Origin of the sequence: Lewinella sp. IMCC34191 (assembly GCF_003390935.1) — a bacterium.
In the GTDB taxonomy this organism is placed as follows: domain Bacteria; phylum Bacteroidota; class Bacteroidia; order Chitinophagales; family Saprospiraceae; genus Neolewinella.
Genome location: NZ_QNQZ01000015.1, coordinates 57,289 through 78,117, shown reverse-complemented (window position 1 = coordinate 78,117; position 20,829 = coordinate 57,289). Strand labels below are relative to the sequence as shown.

Below are 20,829 nucleotides of genomic sequence, written 5' to 3'. Positions count from 1 at the left end.
TAGGGAGTTCTTCCGAAATCGGCTGCATATCCCGATGAATGAGGCAAGCGCGCATACTAGCGCATGGCCAGTCCTTCTTCCACTTTAGTCGTGAGCAACTTTTCCGGGGTAATCGGCAGGTCCCGCATACGCTTTCCGGTGGCATTGAATACCGCGTTGGCGAGGGAGCCCGCGACACCGCAGATACCCAATTCCCCGATACCCTTCACGCCCATCGGATTGGCGATCTTGTCGTCTTCGGGTAGAAAAACCACCTGGACGTCAGCTAGGTCCAAATTAACTGGTACGTGGTAGTCGTTCAGGGACCGCGTGATAAAATTACCGTACTGCTTTTCCACCTTGGACTGCTCGGTGAAGGCCATACCCAGGCCCATGACCAGTCCGCCCAGCACCTGGCTGTAGGCGGTCTTGGGATTGAGAATGGTGCCGGCCGCGCCGACCGTCAGGATACGCTGAACCCGACACATTTGGGTATCGACGTCCACCCACACTTCGGAGAAGTTGGCTCCGAAGGAATAGACGGAATGGTTTTTGAATTCCTCCGTGGGTGCGGCGGAGCCGGTGGTGCTGTGCTCCGAAAGATCGGCATCGTCCATGAGGTCGGCCAGGCTACGGTCGTCGTCCGCTGGCGCTTTGGCGGCTGTCTTAACTTCTTCCAAAAGCTTGAGGCAGGCGGCCCGCACGCCATTTGTAAAGGATGCCGCCCCCCAGGATCCGCCCGATCCGGGGGAAATCGGATAGCGGGAATCTCCCAATTGCACCGTGACGTTTTCCACCGGAATCTTCAGGTATTCGGCGGCGGTCTGCGCCAAAATGGTGTAGGTGCCGGTCCCGATGTCGGTGGCGTCGGTCTGAACGGTGGCGGTTACCGTATTGCCGTCCCGGTTCACCTTGATTCGCGCAGCGCTTTGCTGTAGGGGGGCCTGCCGGGAGCCGGCGCTGACGCCGTAGCCCACCAGCCAGTTGCCTTCTCTGCGGGAGCGGGGCTCCATGGGGCGGTCCGACCAGCCGAATTTTTTGGCGCCGATGCGCAGGCATTGCGTTAATAAGCGGGAGGAAAAGGGCTTATCGTTGCTCGGATCAACCTGGGTGTCGTTGAGGATTCTAAATTCGACGGGATCCATTTTTAGTTTCCAGGCCATTTCGTCCATCGCGCATTCCAGGGCGTAGCTACCCGTTGCTTCGCCCGGTGCCCGCATGGCCCATGGGTAAGGCAGGTTGATGGGTACCAGCTGGTGGTTAACGCGGTTATTGGCCACCTTGTACAGCATCTTCGACGCCGCACCGCAGGGTTCCTGGTATTCTTTGTTCGTAGCGGTATGCGATGTCGTATCGTGTACCAGGGCGGTGAGCTTTCCGTCGCGGGTCGCCCCGAGGCGCATCCGCTGTAGGTTTTCCTGCCGTAGGCCGGTGTTGGTAAACATCTGTTGCCGGCTCACGGTGAATTGGACGGGCCGGTCCACCAGCTTCGCGGCCATCGCGGCCAGCATCACGTGCTCCTGTGCCTGTAGCTTAGACCCAAAACCACCGCCGATGAAGGGGGCGATGATCCGGACGTTCTTCTTGGGAATCTTGAAGGTGTCCGCCACGCCCTGGGCGTTATCATTCACCATCTGGGAGCAGAGGTGCAATTCCAGCTCCTCCCCCATCCATTCGGCGATGACGGCGTGCAGCTCCATGGGATGGTGGTGCTCGACCGGGGTGCGGTAGGTCACTTCCACCCGTTCGTCGGCGGCGGCCATGCCGGCCTGGACGTCACCCCGCTGGTAAGTGGGTTGCATATCGGGGACGTAACCGGCCTCTTGCTTGAAATCCACTTTGGGAGAAGCCTTGGCGTACTCCACGTCTACGAGACGGGCCGCGTAGCTGGCCTGTTCGAAAGTTTCCGCCACGACGACGGCTACCCATTCCCCGTACCAATTAATCTGCTTGCTCTGCAAGACCGGGGCGATAGTGGTGGTCTCCAGGGCAATGCGTTCCTTGTCCGGTGTAGCCAGCTTCATCGCGTTCTGGTGCGTAATCACTTTAAGGACACCCGGCTGATCTTCAGCGGCCGAGGCATCGATGCGGGTGATCTCCCCCTTGGCGACGGTGCTGTTTACGCCACAGGCGTACACGACCCCTTCCACCGGAAATTCGGAGGCGTACTTCGCCCGTCCGGTCACCTTGAGTTTACCCTCTACCCGGTCGATCGGGCGGCCGACTACGGCGTCTGCTGCGTTGGTCATTTGCTTGGTCATGCTATGCTAAAATTTGGGGGCTGAGGGGTTGGTTAGGCGGTACGGTCCAGCGCCTGTTGCAGGGCACGCACCACGGCGCGGCGTCCCATTTCAATCTTGTATTCGTTTTCTTCGAGGGGACGGGCGTCGCGCATCGCTATTTCCGCGGCGGCCTCGAAGGTGGCGGTTTCCGGGGCTTTTCCGACCAGGTACTCCTCGGCGGCAGTCAGCTTCCAAGGCTTATGGGACACGCCGCCCATGGCAAGTCCGGCCGCCGTAATCCGTCCGCCCTCCAGCTGCATGCCGGCGGCAACGGAGACCAGGGCAAAAGCGTAGCTCGAGCGCTCCCGAATCTTCAGGTAGTAATAATTGTCGGAGAATTTGGGCGGATCCAGTTCGATTCCGACGATCAGTTCACCGGGCGCGAGGTTGTTGTCCCGTTGGGGCTCGTCACCAGGTAGTCGGTGAAAGTCGGCAAAGGGAATTCGCCGGCTGTTACCATTGGGCTGCAGTACTTCCACCGTAGCGCCGATGGCCGCCAGCGCGATGTTCATGTCCGAGGGGTTCGTGGCGACGCAGGATTCACTCCATCCGAAGATGGCGTGCAGGGCGTTCATCCCGTTGATGGCACCGCAGCCGCTTCCCGGCTCCCGCTTATTGCAGGGCATGGAGGTTTCGTAGAAGTACGGACAGCGCGTCCGTTGCAGCAGGTTACCGCCATTGGTGGCCATGTTCCGGATCTGCTCGGTCGCCGCCGCGAGCATGGTCATGGTCAGCAACGGATAATCGCGGCGGACGTCGGGGTGATTGGCGGTTTCCGTGTTGCTGAGCATTGCACCGAGACGCAATCCACCGCTTGCCGTGCGTTCGACCTCCTTGCGGTCGAGACTGGCCACTTCGATCAGGGTCTCGGGACGTTCCACGTCTTCCTTCATGAGGTCGATCAGGTTCGTACCGCCGCCCAGGTAGTGGGGAGCGGGATTGCCCGCGTTGGCGGCTACGGCATCGGCCGGAGAGGTGCTGGCTATATAGTTAAAGGGGCGCATGGTATAAATTTATTTGGCCTTTCCGGCTTCCTCCATTTCTTCGGCCGTGGCAAAACTCCACTTCGTACCCTGGTCCTCCCCGGTCTGGGATTCCTGAATGGCCATGACGATGTTATTGTAGGCCCCGCAGCGGCAGAGATTTCCTGACATCCGCTCGCGAATTTCTTCTTCGGATAGCTCGATGTTTTCGCGTATGTCCTTGAAGTCTTCGGTGACGTAACTCGCTTCCCCGCGCTTGGCTTCTTCCAGCAGGGCGACGGACGAGCAGATCTGCCCGGGCGTACAGTAGCCACATTGGTAGCCGTCGTACTTGACGAATGCCGCCTGGACCTTATGCAGATTCTCTCCGTCGGCAAGTCCCTCTACGGTGGTGATCTCCTTATCGCCGCAGGTGGCAGCCAGGGTCAGACAGCTGAGCTTGCGTCGCCCATCGATGATGACGGTACACGCGCCACACTGACCGTGACCGCAGCCCTTTTTGGACCCGGTCAGTCCGAGACGCTCGCGCAGGACATCCAGCAAGGAGGTGCGGCTGTCGATGTTCAGGGTATAATCTTCCTCGTTGATGCGCAGCTTGACCTCCAGTTCGTTGAGCAGCGCTTTGAGCGCGGGGGGGACTTCCTCACCGGCCGGAATGAGCGCATTCAGTTTAAAATTGGAAGCCGCCCAGATACTCAGGCTTGCAGCGGATAATTTGCCCAGGAATTTTCGGCGAGAATCACCGAAGAGGCCGAGGTCATTGAAGATCTTCTTTTCGTCGTCGGACAGATCCTCTTCGGATTTATGCTGCCATTCCTTTAGCTTACTCATCGGCACGGTATAATTATGAATAGACGGAAAACCGTCAGGGGGTATCTGATATGTCGTCCAACGTGAATGGGACTAAAAGGTTTGTGCTTGAATTTCACAGAAAAGCTTCTTACCTGCGCTCCGCCGCCCATAAAACTTAAGAGATAGAGGCCCGGCGAGTATCAGGGTAAAGTATCCTCCCCTGGTCGAAGAATGAGAAGCCGGTATGTGCACCATCCCCTAAGGATAGGGTTATAGGGAAAAATCAGCTACTATGCGTACTCCGATTCTTCACCTGTCTGTACTGTGCCTGCTTTTACTACTGATGCATTGTCACCGAAAACCGAGCGCCACCCAGCCGGAGAGCCAGCCGGTTTCGGTAGGCGACAACAGCCGCAATAGCCTCGACTGGCCCGGAACCTACCTGGGCAGCGTACCGAATACGGAAGGGGAACGCATCACCACCAGTATCCGCCTGCGCGCGGACGGCACCTACACCCTCGAAACCGTCATGGAGGACGATACGGCGGAACCCATAGTGGATAACGGCACCTTCGTCTGGGAACCCGACGGCGGCAGCATCAAACTGACGGGCATCGACAGTACGACCCGTCCGATTTACTACCAAGTCGGTGAAAACCGACTACGTCAGCTGGACCTGGTCAACCAATCCATCGAGGGAAACCTCAACGACCGGTATGTACTGACTAAGGACGACACCGGCCTGCGGGGCAGCAGCTGGGCATTGACCTCCCTGAACGGCGAACCCGTCGACCTGGGCAAGAGCCAGCCTACCCTCGAATTCGCCGGCGCCCGCGCGTGGCTCTCGGGCATGGCGGGCTGCAACCGCTACTCCACGGAATACAGCCTGGTGGATAGCAAGAACCTGGATATCCCACCCCCGGTAGCCACCAAGATGGCTTGCCCCGACCTTCCGGTAGAGCAAGAATTCATCGAGGCGCTGATGGGCACCACCACCTTTGAGCGCTCGGGGGAGACGCTTCGGCTACTGGACGCGGCGGGAGCCGAGGTGGCGCGATTTACTATGCGGTAGGGTGACACAGCCTATGACTACCTGTTGATCACCGATGATCAAGACTTGTGAATTCCGGCAATATGATTAGTTTTGCGGTCTACCACGCCCGGATGGCGGAATTGGTAGACGCGCTGGACTCAGTTGCATTTCCGTTTGCTGTTTATATCTTCCTGGTACAAGAACCTCTTATACCGAAGAAGATCTGCGGAATGCGGTTCGAAAGTCCTATAGTATTGCGGAGGTTTGTAGAATGCTATCGACCAATGCTGTAGACTTTAGAACATAGGGTTGCCCGGGAAGAAATTGCCGGAGTAGAACTCGTCAAATTCGGTGAACGCTTTGGTGGTGACATCAGTGCCAATACCGAGCCAAGCCCCGATACGTCATCGATCGGGGAAGGTGTAGAGACTTGACGGCGAGCACCTAAGCCTACGGGTAAGGTGAAGATAAAGTCCAGACCCCAAACGCCTGGCAGTATAGGCGGCGGTGAAAACCGTAGTGGTAAGTAAAATCCAGTTCCCAGTACTGGGAGTACGGGTTCGATTCCCGTTCCGGGTACAACGGCGAGGATCTCCATTGGGGGTTCTCGCCGTTTCATTAGTGGTCTGCTGAACGCAGCACGGCGGAGTTCGTCCGCCCACGGGTCGTGGATAAAAGTCAATCAGGTACCATGTGTACCAAAGTTCCAGAAATAAAAGCCTGGCTCTGCGGATCAAAAGGCAGCTACCCCGCCAACTCCCCGATATGCAGCACCACGTTCACCAGCATCAGGGCCGCCAACAGCAGGCCAAGCAGCCGCATCCAGGTGGCGTTTTCCCGGCGAAAGACCTCCGCCCGCTCCCCGCGCTCGCCGCTACCGCGACGGATGATGCCGCGGGCGTACAGGTAGAGGTAGACGCCGCAGGCGAGGAGTAAGATCTCGATGATGAGGCCGAGTACGCTGTAGTTCATGGCACGGGGGGTTGGCGCGAATATCGTACTTTTCGCCTGCCTAACCACCGATCATGACCAAAGACCAACGAACCGCCGCGGAGCACGAAGACAGTATGCTCCTGCAGCTCTCCCGGCTCAACCACCGCCTCGAACAGATTTACGAAGGCGGGGGAAGAAGTCGCATCGCCAAGCAACACCAGAAGGGCAAGCTGACCGCCCGCGAGCGGGTAGCCCAGCTGATCGATCCCGGCACGAAGTTCCTGGAGTTCGGTGCCTTTGCCGGCTACGAGATGTACCCGGGGTACGGCGGGTGCCCCGCGGGCGGGGTGATCACCGGCTACGGCCGGGTGTCGGGTCGCCTGTGCGTCATCGTGGCCAACGATGCGACGGTCAAAGCCGGTGCCTGGTTCCCCATCACGGGGAAGAAAAACCTGCGGGCCCAGGAAATCGCCATGGAGAACCGCGTGCCGATCATTTACCTGGTCGACAGTGCCGGGGTGTTTTTACCCCTGCAGGACGAGATCTTCCCGGACCGCGACCACTTCGGACGCATTTTCCGCAACAATGCCCGGATGAGCGCGCTGGGCATCACCCAGATCGCCGCGGTGATGGGCAGTTGCGTGGCGGGGGGGGCCTATTTACCGATCATGTCGGACGAAAGCCTGATCGTCGAGGGTACGGGGAGCATCTTCCTGGCCGGGCCGTACCTCGTGCGCGCCGCCATCGGCGAGAAGGTGGATAAGGAAGACCTTGGGGGAGCCAAGATGCACGCCTCCGTCAGTGGGGTCATCGACTATAAGTGCGAAGACGACAAGGAGTGCCTGCAGACCATCCGGGACCTGATGGATAAGGTGACGCCGAAGATTGAAACGGCATTCGATCGCGCCGAGCCCGGGGAACACGATCCCGGAACGCTTTTAGGCGTGCTGCCGGAGGACCGGTCGAAGCCCTACGACGGCCGCGCCCTCATACGTGCCCTGGTCGATGATGGCACCTTCACGGAATACAAAAAAGAGTATGGCCAGACGGTCCTCTGCGTCTACGCCCGTATTGACGGCTGGTCCGTGGGTATCGTCGCCAACAACCGGCAGGTCGTCCGCAGCGGAAAGGGGGAAATGCAATTCGGGGGGGTGATCTATAGCGACTCCGCCGACAAGGCCGCCCGCTTCGTGATGGTCTGTAATCAGAAAAATATCCCCCTGGTCTTCCTGCACGACGTATCCGGATTCATGGTCGGCAGTCGCTCCGAGCAGGGAGGCATCATCAAGGACGGGGCGAAGATGGTCAGTGCCGTTAGCAACAGCACCGTGCCCAAATTCAGCATCGTGGTCGGTAACAGCTACGGGGCGGGCAATTACGCCATGTGCGGTCGGGCTTACGATCCGCGCCTGATGCTGGCCTGGCCTTCCGCGCGGCTGGCCGTCATGGGGGGCGAGCAGGCCGCCAAGGTATTGCTGCAGATCCAGGTCGGCAGCCGCAAAGCGAAGGGCGAGGAAGTCTCCGAGCAGGAGGAGAACGACATCCTGAAGGAGATTACCGAACGCTACGACGAGCAAACGAGCCCCTACTACGCCGCCGCGCGCCTGTGGGTGGATGAGATCATCGATCCGCGGCAGACGCGGGCCTACATATCGGCCGGTATCGAGGCGGCTACCCACGCGCCGGTCGAGCGCTTTAACGTCGGGGCGGTACAAACCTAGTCCGCGTGTGGTGGGCTTGTAAGACGGGCTAACTACCTTCGCGCCATGTACGAAAACGATCTATTTCTCCGGGCCGCCCGCGGTGAGGTGACCGAACGCCCACCGGTATGGCTGATGCGCCAGGCCGGCCGGATCCTGCCCCAGTACCGTGCCCTGCGCAGTCGGCTGAGCGGCTTTAAGGAGCTCGTCTCCACCCCCGACCTGGCCGCCGAGGTGACCGTTCAGCCGGTCGATGAACTGGGCGTAGACGCTGCCATTATCTTCAGCGACATCCTCGTCATACCGGAAGCCCTGGGCCTGGACTATACCATGGTCGAGAAGGTCGGTCCGAGGTTCCCGAAGACCATTACGTCCGCGGCGGATATTGCTAACCTGCGCCCCGCCGCCGAAGCCCCCGAGCATCTGGGGTACGTGTTCGATGCCCTGGACGCCACGAAAAAGGCGCTTGACAATCGGGTGCCGCTTATCGGTTTCGCCGGTGCCCCCTGGACGATCTTTGCCTACATGGTAGAAGGGGGCGGGAGCAAGACCTTCAGCAAGGCTCGCCGGATGCTGTACAAGGACCCCGAACTCAGTCACCAGTTACTGGAAAAAATCGCCCTCGCAACGGCGGCCTACCTGAAGGAGAAAACCCGGCACGGGGCCGACCTGATCCAGGTATTCGACAGCTGGGCCGGGGTACTGCCACCCGACCACTACCGGGAATTTTCGCTGCGATACATCAAGCTGATCTGCGACGAGCTGGGTGACGTTCCCGTCACGGTCTTCGCCAAAGATGCGCGCCACGCCATTCCCGATATCGCCCAACTACCCTGCCAGGTTATTCAGTTGGACTGGATAGCCGACATCAAGCTGGCGCGCGAGCAGGTCGGCGACAAAGTCCTCCAGGGCAATATGGACCCGACGCAGCTCTACGCCGACCCGGCACAGATCGCCGCGGCTACCGAAGGGATGCTACAGCGCTTTGGCCGGCACCACATCGCGAACCTCGGACACGGGGTGTACCCCGATACGCCACTGGATGGCGTAAAGGCCTTTGTCAATACCGTTAAATCATACCGCTACCCTTCCTGAAAACCGGGTCGGCTCTCCATGCGTAGCTGAGCGTATGCGCATGCTAAGTTTACTGACCTTTCTCTTTTGCTTCGTCGCCTGCACCAAGGAGGAGGTTGCCCCCCCATCGCCGATCACAACCCAACCCAACGTGGAAGCAGATACGACCCTGTCCTACCTAGCCCTCGGCGACAGCTACACCATCGGTACGAGCGTAGCGGCCGAGGAACGCTGGCCGAACCAGCTCGCCCAGGCTTTGCTGGAGAAGGAGAGCATCCGGCTGGAGCCGTTGGAGATCGTCGCGCGCAACGGATGGCGGACGGACAACCTGTCGAATGCCCTCCATGCTTCCGACCCCGGAACCGATTGGCAGCTAGTCAGTCTGTTGATCGGGGTCAACGACCAGTACCAGGGGTTCAACGTCGATGGCTATCGCAGCCGCTTTCGCGCGCTGCTGGAGTCCGCTATTCGCTACGCGGGTGGCGATACCAGTTCCGTTTTCGTGGTGTCCATTCCGGATTATGCCTACACGCCATTTGGGGGCGGCGGAGCGCAGGTAAGTGCCGATATCGACGCCTTCAATGCTGCCGCCGAAGCGATAAGCATTTCCCTTGGCGTACCCTTTTACGACATCGTAGCCATTTCCCGGGAAGGGCTGAAGACGCCCGCTCTCGTGGCGGAGGATGATCTGCACCCCAGCGGGCTGCAATACCGCCGGTGGGTAGATGAAGTCTTACTGGATCAAGTGGCCCAACAAATCCGCCAGGATCCCTAATTGGTCGGCACCCTCCGGGCGGCATCGGCATCGACGGTAGCCCCCGGATAAACCCGCAGCGCTTCCTCCAGGCAATCCATGGCCTTTTCCAGGTCATCGGAGTTCAGCACATAGGCGATGCGACATTCGTCGTTGCCGAGTCCCGGGGTGGCGTAAAAGCCGGGGCCCGGGCTAAGCATAACGGTCGCGCCCTCGTGCTCGAACTCCTCGAGGAGCCAACGGCAAAAGTCTTCGCTGTCCTCGATCGGGAAGCGAGCGAAGCAGTAGAAAGCCCCCCCTGGTTTATAGGTATATACGCCGGGCATGGCGCACAGCCGGCGATAGACCGTGTCGCGCCGTTGGTGGTAGTCCTCCTTCACCCCCTGGAGGTATGCGCCGTCATCTTCGAGCATGATCTCGCTGAGGCGCTGGCCCAATCCCGGCGGGCTGAGGCGGAGCTTGGCAAAACGATCGACAGATTCCCGTACCTGCAGGTTCCGGCAGACCAGGGAACCGACGCGGGCTCCGGTAGCGCTGTAGCGCTTGGAAACCGAATCGATCACGATCGCGTGTTCCTCGAGGCCGGGCAGTTGCAGGATGGATTGCAGCGGACTATCGTAGCTGAATTCGCGGTAGACCTCATCGGCGCAGAAAAAGAGGTCGTGCTCGCGAACGATGGCGGAAAGCCGCTCCAACTCCTCCTGGCTATAGCAGGCCCCCGTCGGATTATTGGGGGTGGTGATGACGATGGCCTTCGTGCGGGAAGTGATCTTGCTGGCAAAGGCTTCCGCGGAGGGAATGCAGAACCCGTCTTCTATGCTACAGGTGATCGGCACGACCCGCACGTCAGCGATGTGCGCGTATCCGTTGTAGTTGGCGTAGAAGGGTTCGGGGATGATGATCTCATCTCCCGGGTCGAGACAGGCCAGCATAAAAAACAGGATGGCCTCGGAGCCGCCCGTGGTCACCATGATCTCATCGGCGGTGACCTCTACCCCGAAGCGGCGGTAATACCCGCAGAGCGCTTCGCGGTAGGTGTCAATGCCGTTGCTCGGACTGTAATCCAGGATCTGCCAGGGTAGTTTTCGGAACTTGGCGACAGCCTGGGGGTGCGTCTCGATATCGGGTTGACCGATGTTGAGGTGGTAGACGTGCTTGCCCGACGCCTTCGCCCGATCGGCCAGCGGTATGAGTTTACGGAAGGGAGACAGAGGCACCGTCGTACTGCGGTGGGAGACATTTGGCATGGGGAGGCGATACTTAGGTCAAAGATACCGCTGATCGCTAGACCGCCAAGTCCGGCTCCCCCTGAAGGTGCCGTCCGGAACGGAAACTATTCGAAAATCAGCTTCAGTTCGTGGTCCTTGTAACCGTACTGGTTCATGAAAAAATTCGGCTTCTCGCCGGGTCCGGCCTCGTCGCCCGGCAGTGGCTGCAGCGACTTTTCGACGCAATCCCGCAGGTCGAAGCGCTCGGTACGGTCGTCCCAACCGCCTTCTCCCAGGAGGAAGGTCGTTTCAAATCCCGGGCTCAGGGTAATCTTGCCATCCTTCTCCAAGGATTTCAGGATCTTGAACTGGTCGCAGATCGGATCACTGACGACCATCACCACGGTTTCAGACGATTTATTCTGGATGTAAAAGGTTTTCTGTACGTCCTGGCAGGCAGTAAGGCTGATAAATGCCAGAACAAGCAGAGCACCGAAGGTGCGTAAAGGTGAAATCACGAAAAGAGATTTATGAATGGTACAATAGTAGAATTCACGTACATCGCCGACGGTGATCCATCTTGACATTATGTCTGGATGCATCACGGTATTAAATGATGTATAGGCTTATAACGACGGGCTTTCCCGCATATTTGCTACCGCCAGCTATTCCTGGAAATTTTTCCCGCCGCTTACTCTTTCAGTTGGTAATAAAACGCACGATCGCGGTCGGGATAGCGCCCTTTGATGAGCCGGTCTTCCTTTTCGGTCAGCCCCATGATCAGGTCCTCGATGTTCGCCACCCTTCGGCCGTTGAGGCCGGTGATGATGAAGCCCACTTCCAGATTCCGGCGCTCGGCGGGAGAATCACGAAAGACCGCCGTGACCTTTACGCCGCCGTCGGAGTAGGTGTCGTATTCCTCGTAGGTGAGCCCGCGCACCGTGAATCCGAGGGCGTGCAGGAGATCATCGGACTTTTCGCTCACCAGAAGACCGGGCTGGTTCTCCTTATTCCGGAGCAGGACGCTCAACTCTCGGGTGCGGCCGTTGCGGATGTAGGTGACCCGCACGGTTTCGCCGGGTCGGTAGCGGCTGAGTTGTTCCTGCAATTCGGAACTGGAATTAATGGGGGCCGCATTCAGGGCGATCAGGACGTCACCCGCTTCCAGGCCGCCCCGGGCCGCCGGGCCCGCAGGGGTCAGGTCGGTGATTACCGCGCCGCGAGCCGTAGGCAGCCGCAGTTGTTTGGCCTGGGCGTCGTTCAGTGCCTGAATCCAGGCGCCCATCACCGCTCGTTTGACCTCCCCATAGTCTCGCAGGTCATTGAGAACCCGCCGCGCCAGGTTACCGGGGATGGCAAAGGCATAGCCTTCGTGACGGCCGCTATTGGTGATGATGGCGGTATTGATACCAATTAACTCGCCCGCGGTATTGACCAGCGCGCCGCCGCTGTTGCCGGGGTTGACCGCCGCGTCGGTCTGAATAAAGCTTTCGATCCGGTCGTCTGATCGCAGCACATCAATGCTGCGCCCCTTGGCCGATACGATACCGGTAGTGACCGTACTATTGAGGCTATAGGGATTTCCCACGGCGAGGACCCACTCCCCTACCCGCAGACTGTCGCTGTTGCCAAAAACAGCGGCGGTTAGGTTTTCCGCATCGATCTTGAGCAATGCCAGATCGGTGCTCTCGTCTGCTCCAATGACTTGCGCGTTGAATTCCCGGCGATCGGGCAGCGTGACACGTATGCGCCGGGCGCCCTCGACTACGTGGTTATTGGTCGCGATGTAGCCGTTGGCCGATATGATCACCGCGGATCCCGTCGTAACGGCCCCCTGCCCCAGGCCGGGAAGCAGGGAAGGAGATTGGTAGGAACGCACGGATACTACGCACGGCATGACCCGTTCGGAGGCGGATATAAAATCAGTCGGCGCACTACTGGCAAAGGTGCGTAAGCGCAATTCATCGCGAATCTCGGCGGCCGATTCCACGTGTTGAAATTCCCGCAGGGTCAGGTAACGGCCCGCCAGTACACCCAAGAGGGCGGAGCAGAATGCGACCGCTATGACAAGGATTACCCAGCGTGTTGCCATACGGACTCACAACGCTCGGCGGCCTACCATTGTTACCTCCTTTCTGACCTACCTTTACGACGTGTTCTCTCCATACGACAATTCCTCCGACTCCTCCTCCGGCAACATATTTGGCTGGCGCATCTCCCTTATCGGGCTGGTGATAATCCTGTTTCTAGCGGCACTGGCCGCCTACCGCCACTACACGATGGACGTTCCCGTTGGGTTCGACGATCCCCTGGAACAACCGGAATCGCGCGGGTACTACCAGGAAAAAGCAGAACGCGAACGGGCCGCCGCCGATACCCTTCATCAGCAACGCGACAATTAGATGGTCATTGAATTTTCTAAGTACCAGGGCGCGGGAAACGATTTCGTGATCTGCGACGACCGGGAGCGACTGCTCCTCCCGCGCCTTACCCAGGCGGACATCGCGCGCATTTGCGACCGGCGCTTCGGCGTAGGTGCCGATGGCCTGATGCTGTTGGCGCCCGGCGATGGCGAGTTCGATTTTCGGATGATCTACTATAACTCCGATGGCCGGGAGAGCACCATGTGCGGAAACGGTGGACGCTGCATCGTCCGCTTTGCCCGCGAGCGCGGCATCGAACGCACGACTTACCGTTTTCTAGCGATCGACGGGCCCCACGATGCCACCATCCTGGAGAACGGTACCGTGGCGCTTGGCATGCAGGATGTCAATACCATCGAACGTATCGGCGAAGACCTGATCCTGGATACCGGCTCTCCCCACTACCTGCGCTTCGTTCCGAACCTGGATGAGATAGATGTGCCCACCTCCGGTCGGAGCATACGCCGTTCGCCCCCCTTTGCCACCAACGGTATCAACGTCAATTTCGTCGAAGCCGACGCGGAAGGCCTGCGCATCGGAACGTATGAACGGGGGGTGGAAGACGAAACCCTTGCCTGCGGGACGGGCGTGACGGCCGCGGCCATCGGCGAACTATACCGGCGAGAGCCACGGGGCTCCGGAAAATTCCACCTCGGCGTACGGGCGCGTGGAGGGGAACTGGCGGTAACCGGGGAACGCGTCGGGTCGACCTTTCAGCATATCCGGCTGATCGGACCCGCTACCTTTGTTTTCAGCGGAACGCTACCTTTAGCGGATGCTTGATACCGTCTACTTCAATGGAGTCTATACAAGCCGCGAGAAGGCGGCCTTGCACGTCTCCGACCTGTCTATCCTCCGTGGATATGGCGTCTTCGATTACTTCCGATACGAAGGGGGGGAGCCCCGCTTCATTAGCGATCACCTGGCTCGTTTTCGCCGAAGCGCTGATGGACTCCGGCTTCCCCTCGATCTCTCCGATCGGGAATTGGAAGAGATCGTCCGCGAGCTAATCGGCCGTAACACCGTAGGAGATGGCGGGATTCGATTCGTCCTCACGGGAGGCTACGCGGAAGACGGATACACCCCCCAGGCACCGAATTTACTGGCGCTACCCTATGCCTTTTCAGCACCCGCTCCCCATTTCTATCAAAAGGGCTGCACCGCCCTGTTGCACGTCTACGAAAGACAGCTTCCACAAGTGAAGTCGATCGATTACATCGAAGGAATTCGACTGCAACCGACGCTTAAGAAAGTTGGTGCCCAGTATCCACTTTATGTCGACCGCGATGACCACGTACGGGAAAGCGACCGGTCCAATTTCTTTATCGTCCGCGATGGAGTATTAATGACGCCCGGGGAAAACGTCCTGCTCGGCATTACGCGCAAGCATCTGTTACGCGTGGCGGCAAGCCTCGGTATTGCTACGCAGGAAGGATCGGTTTCGGTAACGGACCTGCTGGAAGCCGACGAGGCTATTATATGCAGTTCGGTGAAGGGAGCCATGCCGATCACGAAAGTGTTGGGAGGAGACCGCTTCGCCACGCGCGACTACGGATCGCCCGGGCCGGTGACCCGCCAACTGATGGCGGCCTGGCGGGAATACGTATAAAGCAGAAGCCCCATCAGCGGTGAGCTGATGGGGCTTCCGGCATGGGAAGTGCTGTTGATTAGACTTCCTTGTCGATGTTACCGGTGGCGGCATCACCTTCACCTTCGTTGGCTTCTTCGAGGGCTTCACCGGCAGCTTCCGCGGCGTCAGCTTCGGCCTTGGCCTCGCCGGCTACGTCAGCAGCTTCCTTACGGCTTTCTTCGGTTGATCCGGCCCCTTCAGCGAGTGCGGCATCAAGCTCGGCGGTGGCGCTGGGCTTGGCGGTCTCTTCGCTTTCGGCAGAATCGGTAGCCTCGGTTTCTTCAGCGGGAGCGGCTTCGGGCTCAGGCTCGGGGGGAGGCGTACCGGATACGGAGGCGCGGAATTCGGCCTCCTTCTTTTCCTGGGCGGCGCGACGCTCGGCGACGGTTCCTTCCTTGGAATCGATCCACTCCTGGAACTTCTGGTCGGCCTCTTCCTGGGTCAGGGCGCCCTTCTCCACTCCGCGCATCAGGTGCTTACGGTAAAGAACTCCTTTGAAACGCAGGATGGCCCGAACGGTGTCTGTGGGCTGCGCTCCCTTCATCAGCCAGTCGTAGGCTGCGGTGCGGTCCAGCTCGATCGTAGCGGGAACGGTCATCGGGTTGTAGGTACCGATCTTTTCGATAAACTTACCGTCGCGGGGGGCACGGGCGTCCGCGATGACGATATGGTAGAATGGGCGCTTGCGGCGGCCCCGGCGCTGGAGGCGAATTTTAACTGGCATGGTGACGTATTGTCCTTTTGTTATAGAAGACCGGCCTACTCCCGCCAGGGGGCAGCCGGTTTGCCGGCCGCAAAGGTACGCATATTGGTCGACTTACACTAACAATACTCATCGGAAAAGTGATCGGGACGAAAATATCGCCCGAAGATGGCCGGATATTAGCCAGAATGCTGGGAAACATCCCGGGCGGTGGTATGTTAGCCCCAATTAAAGACACAAATCACCTACTTATGAAATTCTTCATAGACACCGCCAACCTCGATGACATCCGCGAAGCCGAAAGCCTCGGCATCCTTGATGGCGTAACCACCAACCCCAGCCTGATGGCTAAAGAAAGCATCAGCGGGGAAGAGAACGTACGTAACCATTACGCTGAAATCTGCAAGATCACCGATGGCGACGTCAGTGCAGAAGTCATCAGCACCGACCTGGAAGGCATGAAGCGCGAGGCCAGCGAGCTGGTCAAGATTGCCGACAATATCGTAGTCAAGATCCCGATGATCCGCGAAGGTGTCAAGGCCCTGGCCTGGTGTACCGAAAACGGTATCCGCACCAACTGTACCCTGGTCTTCAGTGCGGGCCAGGCCATACTGGCTGCCAAAGCCGGTGCTACCTACGTCAGCCCATTCATCGGTCGTATCGACGATATTGGCTGGGAAGGCATGACCCTCATCTCGGATATCGCCGAGATTTACGCGATCCAGGGCTTCGAAACCCAGATTCTCGCCGCCTCTATCCGCAGCGGTAAGCACATCGTCGAAGCCGCTAAAGCCGGTGCCGATGTAGTAACTTGCCCGCTGAGCAGCTTCGACAGCTTGTTTAAGCACCCGCTCACCGATAGCGGACTGGAAAAATTCCTTGCCGACCACAAGCAATCGCTGAGCGTAGCCAAATAATTAACTTTCATGGCGGGGCGCGAAATTTCATTCGCGCCCCGTTCCATAAACCACCGAACGACCTATCCCCTGATATGAGCAAGCCCCGTGTCATCAAGAATTACGACAAGCTCGACGATGAGCTGCTTGAGCAGATAAAGCTGAATTATCCCAACGGCTTCGAGCGTAACCTGATCCGCTTCACCGACGTGAACGGCAAGATTGCAAGTGCCCTCCCCTTCGAAACGACGGAGAAGTATTACCTGATTCGGATGACGAAGTCCGAAGCTCAGCTGATCATCGAAGACGATGATGATTACGATGACGACGGCATGCTGACCGACGAAGCCCGCGAAGAGTACGGTGATAAGTACGACGATGAAATCGAGGAAGCCGACATCGACCTCGATGAATTAGCAGAGGACGACGAGTCCGACGAAGAGGAAGACTAATTCCTCCCCTCCCCTATATTCTAACGGTTTCGGGTTCTCCCCAACCGGATAGCCAGAACAGTCTATTACTGTCCGCCTGCGCGAATTTGACACCGGTGCGTCTGATCCGGTCGATCAACCCCGCCCAACTTCCCGTCTATCAACCGGATCTCGATCGGTCTCCTTGGCCGGAGATGGTCCTGACGTGGCGGCAACAGTGGCGGCAAGCCCGGGCTATAATTATTAGTACGCCTGCCTACCTGGACAACCTTCCCGGAGTGCTAAAAAACGCGCTCGATTGGCTGGCGACCTCCGGAGAGGCCGATGGAAAAATGGTGCTACCCATAACTTTTCCCCCTACCCTTCCCCGCGGTGAGCACGTTATGCAGTCGCTACTATGGTCGCTACAAGCACTACATGCCCGCATTCCGGCCAACGTTCCTCTAGCACAAGCTGACCTGAAATTTGCGGAAAATGGGGACTTGGAAGAGGGGGAAAGCCGATCTTTGCTGGCAGCAGCCCTCGATTTACTGAGCTAACTCAATCGTACACCGTGATCCGCCGAGTGACTACCGCGCTATTCTTCTTAGCTTTTCTGGTCATCGGTTTATTCATCCTCGACGACTACGGGGTAAGCATGGACGAGGCGCTGCAACGCGATCACGGACGGGTGATGCTAACCTACTGGGCGGACTTATTTGATCTCGAAGCACCTCGTTTGGAGAGGTTATATCGAGCCATGCCTGCCTACGGGATGTTCTTCCCCGCGACTTCACTCTTGACGGAGATCGTCCTCGGACTTGATGGAAGTCAGTTCACCTATTTCCGACTGCGGCACATCCTGCAATTTCTACTGTTTTTCACCGCGGTCATTGCCTTTCACCGCCTGCTACGCTATCGCTGGCCGGATAGACAATGGTATCCCCTGGTCGGAGCGATGATGCTCGTCTTGAGTCCGCGCATGTTCGCCCACGCCTTCTTCGACCCCAAGGACGTCGTGATGCTGTCCCTCTACACGGTCGCTACCTTTACCCTCGTTCGCTACTTGAAGCTACGTACGCGGGGGAGTTTGCTGCTGCACGCGCTGGCCACGGGTATTCTTCTGGGTAGTCGTCAGGCCAGCATTCTGGTTCCGATGGCCACGGTGGTCTTGGTTGCTTACGACGCCTTTACTGCCCCAGCGCTTCGCCATAAATCAGGACAACTGCTGACCTATTTCGTGATAGCACTCCCCATAGGCGCGCTCTGGAACCCGCACATATACATGGATCAGGGAGATGGACTCTTGCGATCGGTAACCAATGTTGCGGACTACCACTGGGACGGCATGGTGCTATTCATGGGTGAAACCCTTAACCCAGGCACTATACCCTGGTATTACCTTCCCACCTGGATCGGGCTAACTACGCCGATTGCTTATCTCCTGTTTATGGCGATTGGTTTGGTCGTGGTAATCGTGGGGCTGTGGCAATCGCTTCGTCGACTGCAGCTCTACAATAATCCCGCGGGACGGACCGACCTACTAATGCTCGGCCTGACCCTGGCCCCTTTACTGGCCGCCCTGATTCTGCAAGCCCGCTTATACCAGGGCTGGCGGCATCTTTACTTTATATATCCGGGCCTCTTGTATATCGCCATGGTTGGATTGCATCAGGCGTACGAATGGAAGCCACGCATTACTGCGGTGGTGCTCGGTGGCGGTATCGCGCTTACGTTTTTCACGATGGTGCGTATACACCCACACCAGCAGGTCTACTTTAATCAGTCGGTGTGGAACGGCCCGAGTTTACTCGACCAGTACGAACTCGATTACTGGGGTGTTAGCTACCGCAGGGCGTTCGAGATGATCGGGCGCGATATTCCGGAGGGGGAATACCGCAACGTAAAATGTCACGGGTGGGCCTGCATGACGAACTTGCGCGCATTACCTCCGGAGACACGGGTGAAGTATAGGGAAGTCGATAAGTGGCACGAAGCGGATTATTTTGCCACTGAATTTTACTATCCCACACACCGGGAGCAAGCCCTGGCCCGGGAAGACATCTTCGCTTACCCAATCGTGGAAATGGCCCCGGGAGGGCACATTATCATTGGGGTTTATCCAGCTTCGATCAGATGATCCAGGTCAGCCCCGTTGGATCGTTTTGTTATTTTTTGCCTCGTTGACTTATCGTGGTTTCTGGGTTATTTCGCTACCGATTTCATATTCTCCACTTCCGAGGCCGCGTAGGGCAATGAAGGTAGATTCGCCGTCCCGATTATTGAGCTGACGGTAGCCGGCAACCTGAACATTGGCAAATACCGCCTAAGAATTCCGAATAATGCAGATTGGCCTTCTTTCCGATACCCACTCCTACCTGGACCCTGACCTGTTAAAGCACTTTGAGTCCTGCGACGAACTGTGGCACGCCGGTGATATCGGCGATCCCGCGGTACTGGACCAGCTTGAGGCGTTCAAACCGGTGCGGGCAGTGTATGGTAATATTGATGACACCGAAATCCGTGGGCGCCTACCTCTCAATCAGGATTTCACGGTGTCCGGTTTACGCGTATTTATGACACACATCGGCGGTTACCCGGGTCGGTACACGGCCAGGGTAAGAGACGTATTGCGGGAGCAAAAGCCGGATCTTTATATATGCGGCCATAGCCACATCCTCAAAGTGATGATGGATAAAAAATTAGGGGTGCTGCATATGAACCCCGGCGCCTGCGGTCGCCACGGCTTTCATCAAATGCGTACGGCCTTACGTTTCCGTATTGAAGGGGGAATAGTAATCCGGCCGGAAGTTATTGAGCTTGGTTTACGGGCTGCGATCCCCCGGTCTTAGGCGTATCGCTTGCTTTAGCGCCGTCCGAGAGGCCATCCTGTTGCTGCTCGGGAATATCCAGTCCCATCGCCCGGGCACGGGCTTTCCAGCGCTCGCGTGCCAACCGTTGCATATCCTGGGTGCTGTCCATCTCGTCCATGATTTCCAGGCCCAGCAGCGTTTCCATCGCGTCCTCCATGGTGACTAGCCCTTCCATTCCGCCGAATTCGTCAACGACTAACGCCACGGGCTGGCGACGCTCCAGCATGAGGTTGATCAGCTGGTGAATGGAGGTATCCTGGGGAACGGTAAGCAAATCCCGGACTAGTTCAAGAACGGGCTCATCGTCCCGCTTTTCTATGATCGCCTTGTAGACCATATCCTTGAGTACGTATCCCAATACCTGATCGCGGGTTTCGCCGAAAATGGGATAACGGCTGAAGGGGCTGGAGTCGAATTTTTCGTAAAATTCGCGAATGGTCAATTTGGACCAGGCTCCGACCACCACCGTGCGGGGCGTCATTACATCGTGTACGGTGAGGGATTCGAATTCCAGCAAGTTGCGCAGAATTCTGCCCTCTTCCTCCTTAAGCTGCCCCTCCCTGGTCTGGGCTTCAGCCATCATGGCAAATTCAACACGAGTCAGTGCCGTCGAGTGGGCGTCTCCCCCACCCATGAGTACGTTAATTTTGTTAGAGATCCAGACTACGCCAAGCACTTTAAAAATCTTCACCATGATGTCCAGGGATTTCACGGTGAAGGGTGCGAGTGATTTCCAGTAGGTCGCACCCAGGTTCTTCGGAATGATTTCGGAGAAAATGAGGATCGCGATCGTCATCACGACACTGACCAGTACTTCGTACGACACGGTAGCGCCGATGAGGGGAAGTTCAAACCCCCCTTCTCCAAAAGCAGCGCCGGTCTGAGCACCTACTAGAATGGCACCTACGGTGTGAGCGACGGTATTCAGGGAAAGGATAGCGGTAAGCGGCTCGTTGATCTCCCGCTTAAACCGCTGCAGTAGTTCGCCCGTCCGGCCCCCTTCCTCGACTTTAATCTGAACGTAGCTAGGGGTGATAGAAAGTAGTACCGCCTCGAAGATCGAACAGAGGAAACTGAAGGCGATAGCAAAAAGCGCAAAAATGAGAAGGAGGACCATGAAGGAAGTTTGGGGCTGCTATGCTAGAAGTCGGTTAGT

At 58.0% G+C, this 20,829-nt stretch carries 21 protein-coding genes; 12 read left to right on the top strand and 9 right to left on the bottom strand.

Annotated elements, in window-relative coordinates:
- Positions 1-56 precede the first annotated feature (56 nt).
- The 3 genes from DRW39_RS20875 to DRW39_RS20865 are packed head-to-tail and all read right to left on the bottom strand — an operon-like array spanning position 57 to position 4,075.
- On the bottom strand, positions 57-2,240 hold the full coding sequence (locus DRW39_RS20875; protein ID WP_116109038.1) for a xanthine dehydrogenase family protein molybdopterin-binding subunit: 2,184 nt from the start codon (positions 2,238-2,240) through the stop codon (positions 57-59).
- A gap of 32 nt (positions 2,241-2,272) precedes the next feature.
- Positions 2,273-3,265, bottom strand: a complete 993-nt coding sequence (locus tag DRW39_RS20870) for an FAD binding domain-containing protein (protein WP_116109036.1) — start codon at positions 3,263-3,265, stop codon at positions 2,273-2,275.
- A 9-nt stretch (positions 3,266-3,274) separates the two neighbouring features.
- A complete protein-coding gene (locus DRW39_RS20865; RefSeq protein ID WP_116109035.1) occupies positions 3,275-4,075 on the bottom strand; it encodes a 2Fe-2S iron-sulfur cluster-binding protein in 801 nt (266 codons plus the stop codon).
- Between the two features lie 253 nt (positions 4,076-4,328).
- Here DRW39_RS20865 and DRW39_RS20860 point away from each other — a divergent pair, with 253 nt between their 5' ends.
- The gene (locus DRW39_RS20860; protein ID WP_116109034.1) at positions 4,329-5,108 is read left to right on the top strand and encodes an META domain-containing protein; all 780 of its coding nucleotides are present in this window, start codon (positions 4,329-4,331) and stop codon (positions 5,106-5,108) included.
- A 705-nt stretch (positions 5,109-5,813) separates the two neighbouring features.
- On the opposite strand, the gene DRW39_RS20855 is transcribed toward DRW39_RS20860, so the two are convergent.
- Positions 5,814-6,041 (bottom strand): hypothetical protein, encoded by a 228-nt coding sequence (locus DRW39_RS20855; RefSeq protein ID WP_116109033.1) that lies wholly within the window; start codon positions 6,039-6,041, stop codon positions 5,814-5,816.
- A 53-nt stretch (positions 6,042-6,094) separates the two neighbouring features.
- Between DRW39_RS20855 and DRW39_RS20850 the strand changes: the two genes are divergently transcribed.
- The 3 genes from DRW39_RS20850 to DRW39_RS20840 are packed head-to-tail and all read left to right on the top strand — an operon-like array spanning position 6,095 to position 9,551.
- The gene (locus DRW39_RS20850; protein WP_116109032.1) at positions 6,095-7,723 is read left to right on the top strand and encodes an acyl-CoA carboxylase subunit beta; all 1,629 of its coding nucleotides are present in this window, start codon (positions 6,095-6,097) and stop codon (positions 7,721-7,723) included.
- 45 nt (positions 7,724-7,768) lie between these two features.
- Positions 7,769-8,797 carry a uroporphyrinogen decarboxylase gene (gene hemE / locus DRW39_RS20845; protein WP_116109031.1) on the top strand — a complete coding sequence of 343 codons (1,029 nt, stop codon included), beginning with the start codon at positions 7,769-7,771 and terminating at the stop codon, positions 8,795-8,797.
- A gap of 40 nt (positions 8,798-8,837) precedes the next feature.
- Complete coding sequence (locus DRW39_RS20840) at positions 8,838-9,551, top strand: SGNH/GDSL hydrolase family protein (RefSeq protein ID WP_198664972.1); 714 nt, start codon at positions 8,838-8,840, stop codon at positions 9,549-9,551.
- Here DRW39_RS20840 and DRW39_RS20835 read toward each other — a convergent pair.
- From DRW39_RS20835 to DRW39_RS20825, 3 genes are all read right to left on the bottom strand, one after another.
- Positions 9,548-10,777: a pyridoxal phosphate-dependent aminotransferase gene (locus DRW39_RS20835; RefSeq protein WP_116109029.1), complete on the bottom strand. Its 1,230-nt coding sequence runs from the start codon at positions 10,775-10,777 to the stop codon at positions 9,548-9,550. The genes DRW39_RS20840 and DRW39_RS20835 overlap by 4 nt on opposite strands.
- A gap of 86 nt (positions 10,778-10,863) precedes the next feature.
- Complete coding sequence (locus tag DRW39_RS20830) at positions 10,864-11,256, bottom strand: hypothetical protein (RefSeq protein WP_157976279.1); 393 nt, start codon at positions 11,254-11,256, stop codon at positions 10,864-10,866.
- A 173-nt stretch (positions 11,257-11,429) separates the two neighbouring features.
- Positions 11,430-12,830, bottom strand: coding sequence for a trypsin-like peptidase domain-containing protein (locus tag DRW39_RS20825; RefSeq protein ID WP_116109027.1), 1,401 nt, complete (start codon positions 12,828-12,830; stop codon positions 11,430-11,432).
- 61 nt (positions 12,831-12,891) lie between these two features.
- On the opposite strand from DRW39_RS20825, the gene DRW39_RS20820 reads away from it, so the two are divergent.
- From DRW39_RS20820 to DRW39_RS20810, 3 genes are read left to right on the top strand one after another with little or no spacing between them, the layout of a single operon-like run.
- Positions 12,892-13,140: a hypothetical protein gene (locus DRW39_RS20820; protein ID WP_116109026.1), complete on the top strand. Its 249-nt coding sequence runs from the start codon at positions 12,892-12,894 to the stop codon at positions 13,138-13,140.
- The gene (gene dapF, locus DRW39_RS20815) at positions 13,141-13,944 is read left to right on the top strand and encodes a diaminopimelate epimerase (protein WP_116109025.1); all 804 of its coding nucleotides are present in this window, start codon (positions 13,141-13,143) and stop codon (positions 13,942-13,944) included.
- On the top strand, positions 13,937-14,770 hold the full coding sequence (locus DRW39_RS20810) for an aminotransferase class IV (RefSeq protein ID WP_116109024.1): 834 nt from the start codon (positions 13,937-13,939) through the stop codon (positions 14,768-14,770). The genes dapF and DRW39_RS20810 overlap by 8 nt, the downstream gene beginning before the upstream one ends.
- Before the next feature lie 58 nt (positions 14,771-14,828).
- Here DRW39_RS20810 and rpsP read toward each other — a convergent pair whose 3' ends face one another.
- Positions 14,829-15,515, bottom strand: coding sequence for a 30S ribosomal protein S16 (gene rpsP, locus DRW39_RS22840; protein WP_116109023.1), 687 nt, complete (start codon positions 15,513-15,515; stop codon positions 14,829-14,831).
- 230 nt (positions 15,516-15,745) lie between these two features.
- Here rpsP and fsa point away from each other — a divergent pair, with 230 nt between their 5' ends.
- From fsa to DRW39_RS20780, 5 genes are all read left to right on the top strand, one after another.
- Entirely contained in the window at positions 15,746-16,411 is a 666-nt protein-coding gene (gene fsa, locus DRW39_RS20800) for a fructose-6-phosphate aldolase (RefSeq protein ID WP_116109022.1), read from the top strand.
- A gap of 74 nt (positions 16,412-16,485) precedes the next feature.
- A complete protein-coding gene (locus DRW39_RS20795) occupies positions 16,486-16,842 on the top strand; it encodes a hypothetical protein (RefSeq protein WP_116109021.1) in 357 nt (118 codons plus the stop codon).
- The gene (locus DRW39_RS20790; RefSeq protein WP_116109020.1) at positions 16,803-17,360 is read left to right on the top strand and encodes an NADPH-dependent FMN reductase; all 558 of its coding nucleotides are present in this window, start codon (positions 16,803-16,805) and stop codon (positions 17,358-17,360) included. The genes DRW39_RS20795 and DRW39_RS20790 overlap by 40 nt, the downstream gene beginning before the upstream one ends.
- A 14-nt stretch (positions 17,361-17,374) precedes the next feature.
- A complete protein-coding gene (locus tag DRW39_RS20785) occupies positions 17,375-18,940 on the top strand; it encodes an ArnT family glycosyltransferase (RefSeq protein ID WP_116109019.1) in 1,566 nt (521 codons plus the stop codon).
- A gap of 202 nt (positions 18,941-19,142) precedes the next feature.
- Positions 19,143-19,652 (top strand): metallophosphoesterase family protein, encoded by a 510-nt coding sequence (locus DRW39_RS20780; RefSeq protein WP_232830209.1) that lies wholly within the window; start codon positions 19,143-19,145, stop codon positions 19,650-19,652.
- Here the strand turns inward: DRW39_RS20780 and DRW39_RS20775 are convergent.
- Positions 19,612-20,790 (bottom strand): hemolysin family protein, encoded by a 1,179-nt coding sequence (locus DRW39_RS20775; protein WP_116109017.1) that lies wholly within the window; start codon positions 20,788-20,790, stop codon positions 19,612-19,614. The two genes, DRW39_RS20780 and DRW39_RS20775, sit on opposite strands and share 41 nt — an antisense overlap.
- Positions 20,791-20,829 lie beyond the last annotated feature (39 nt).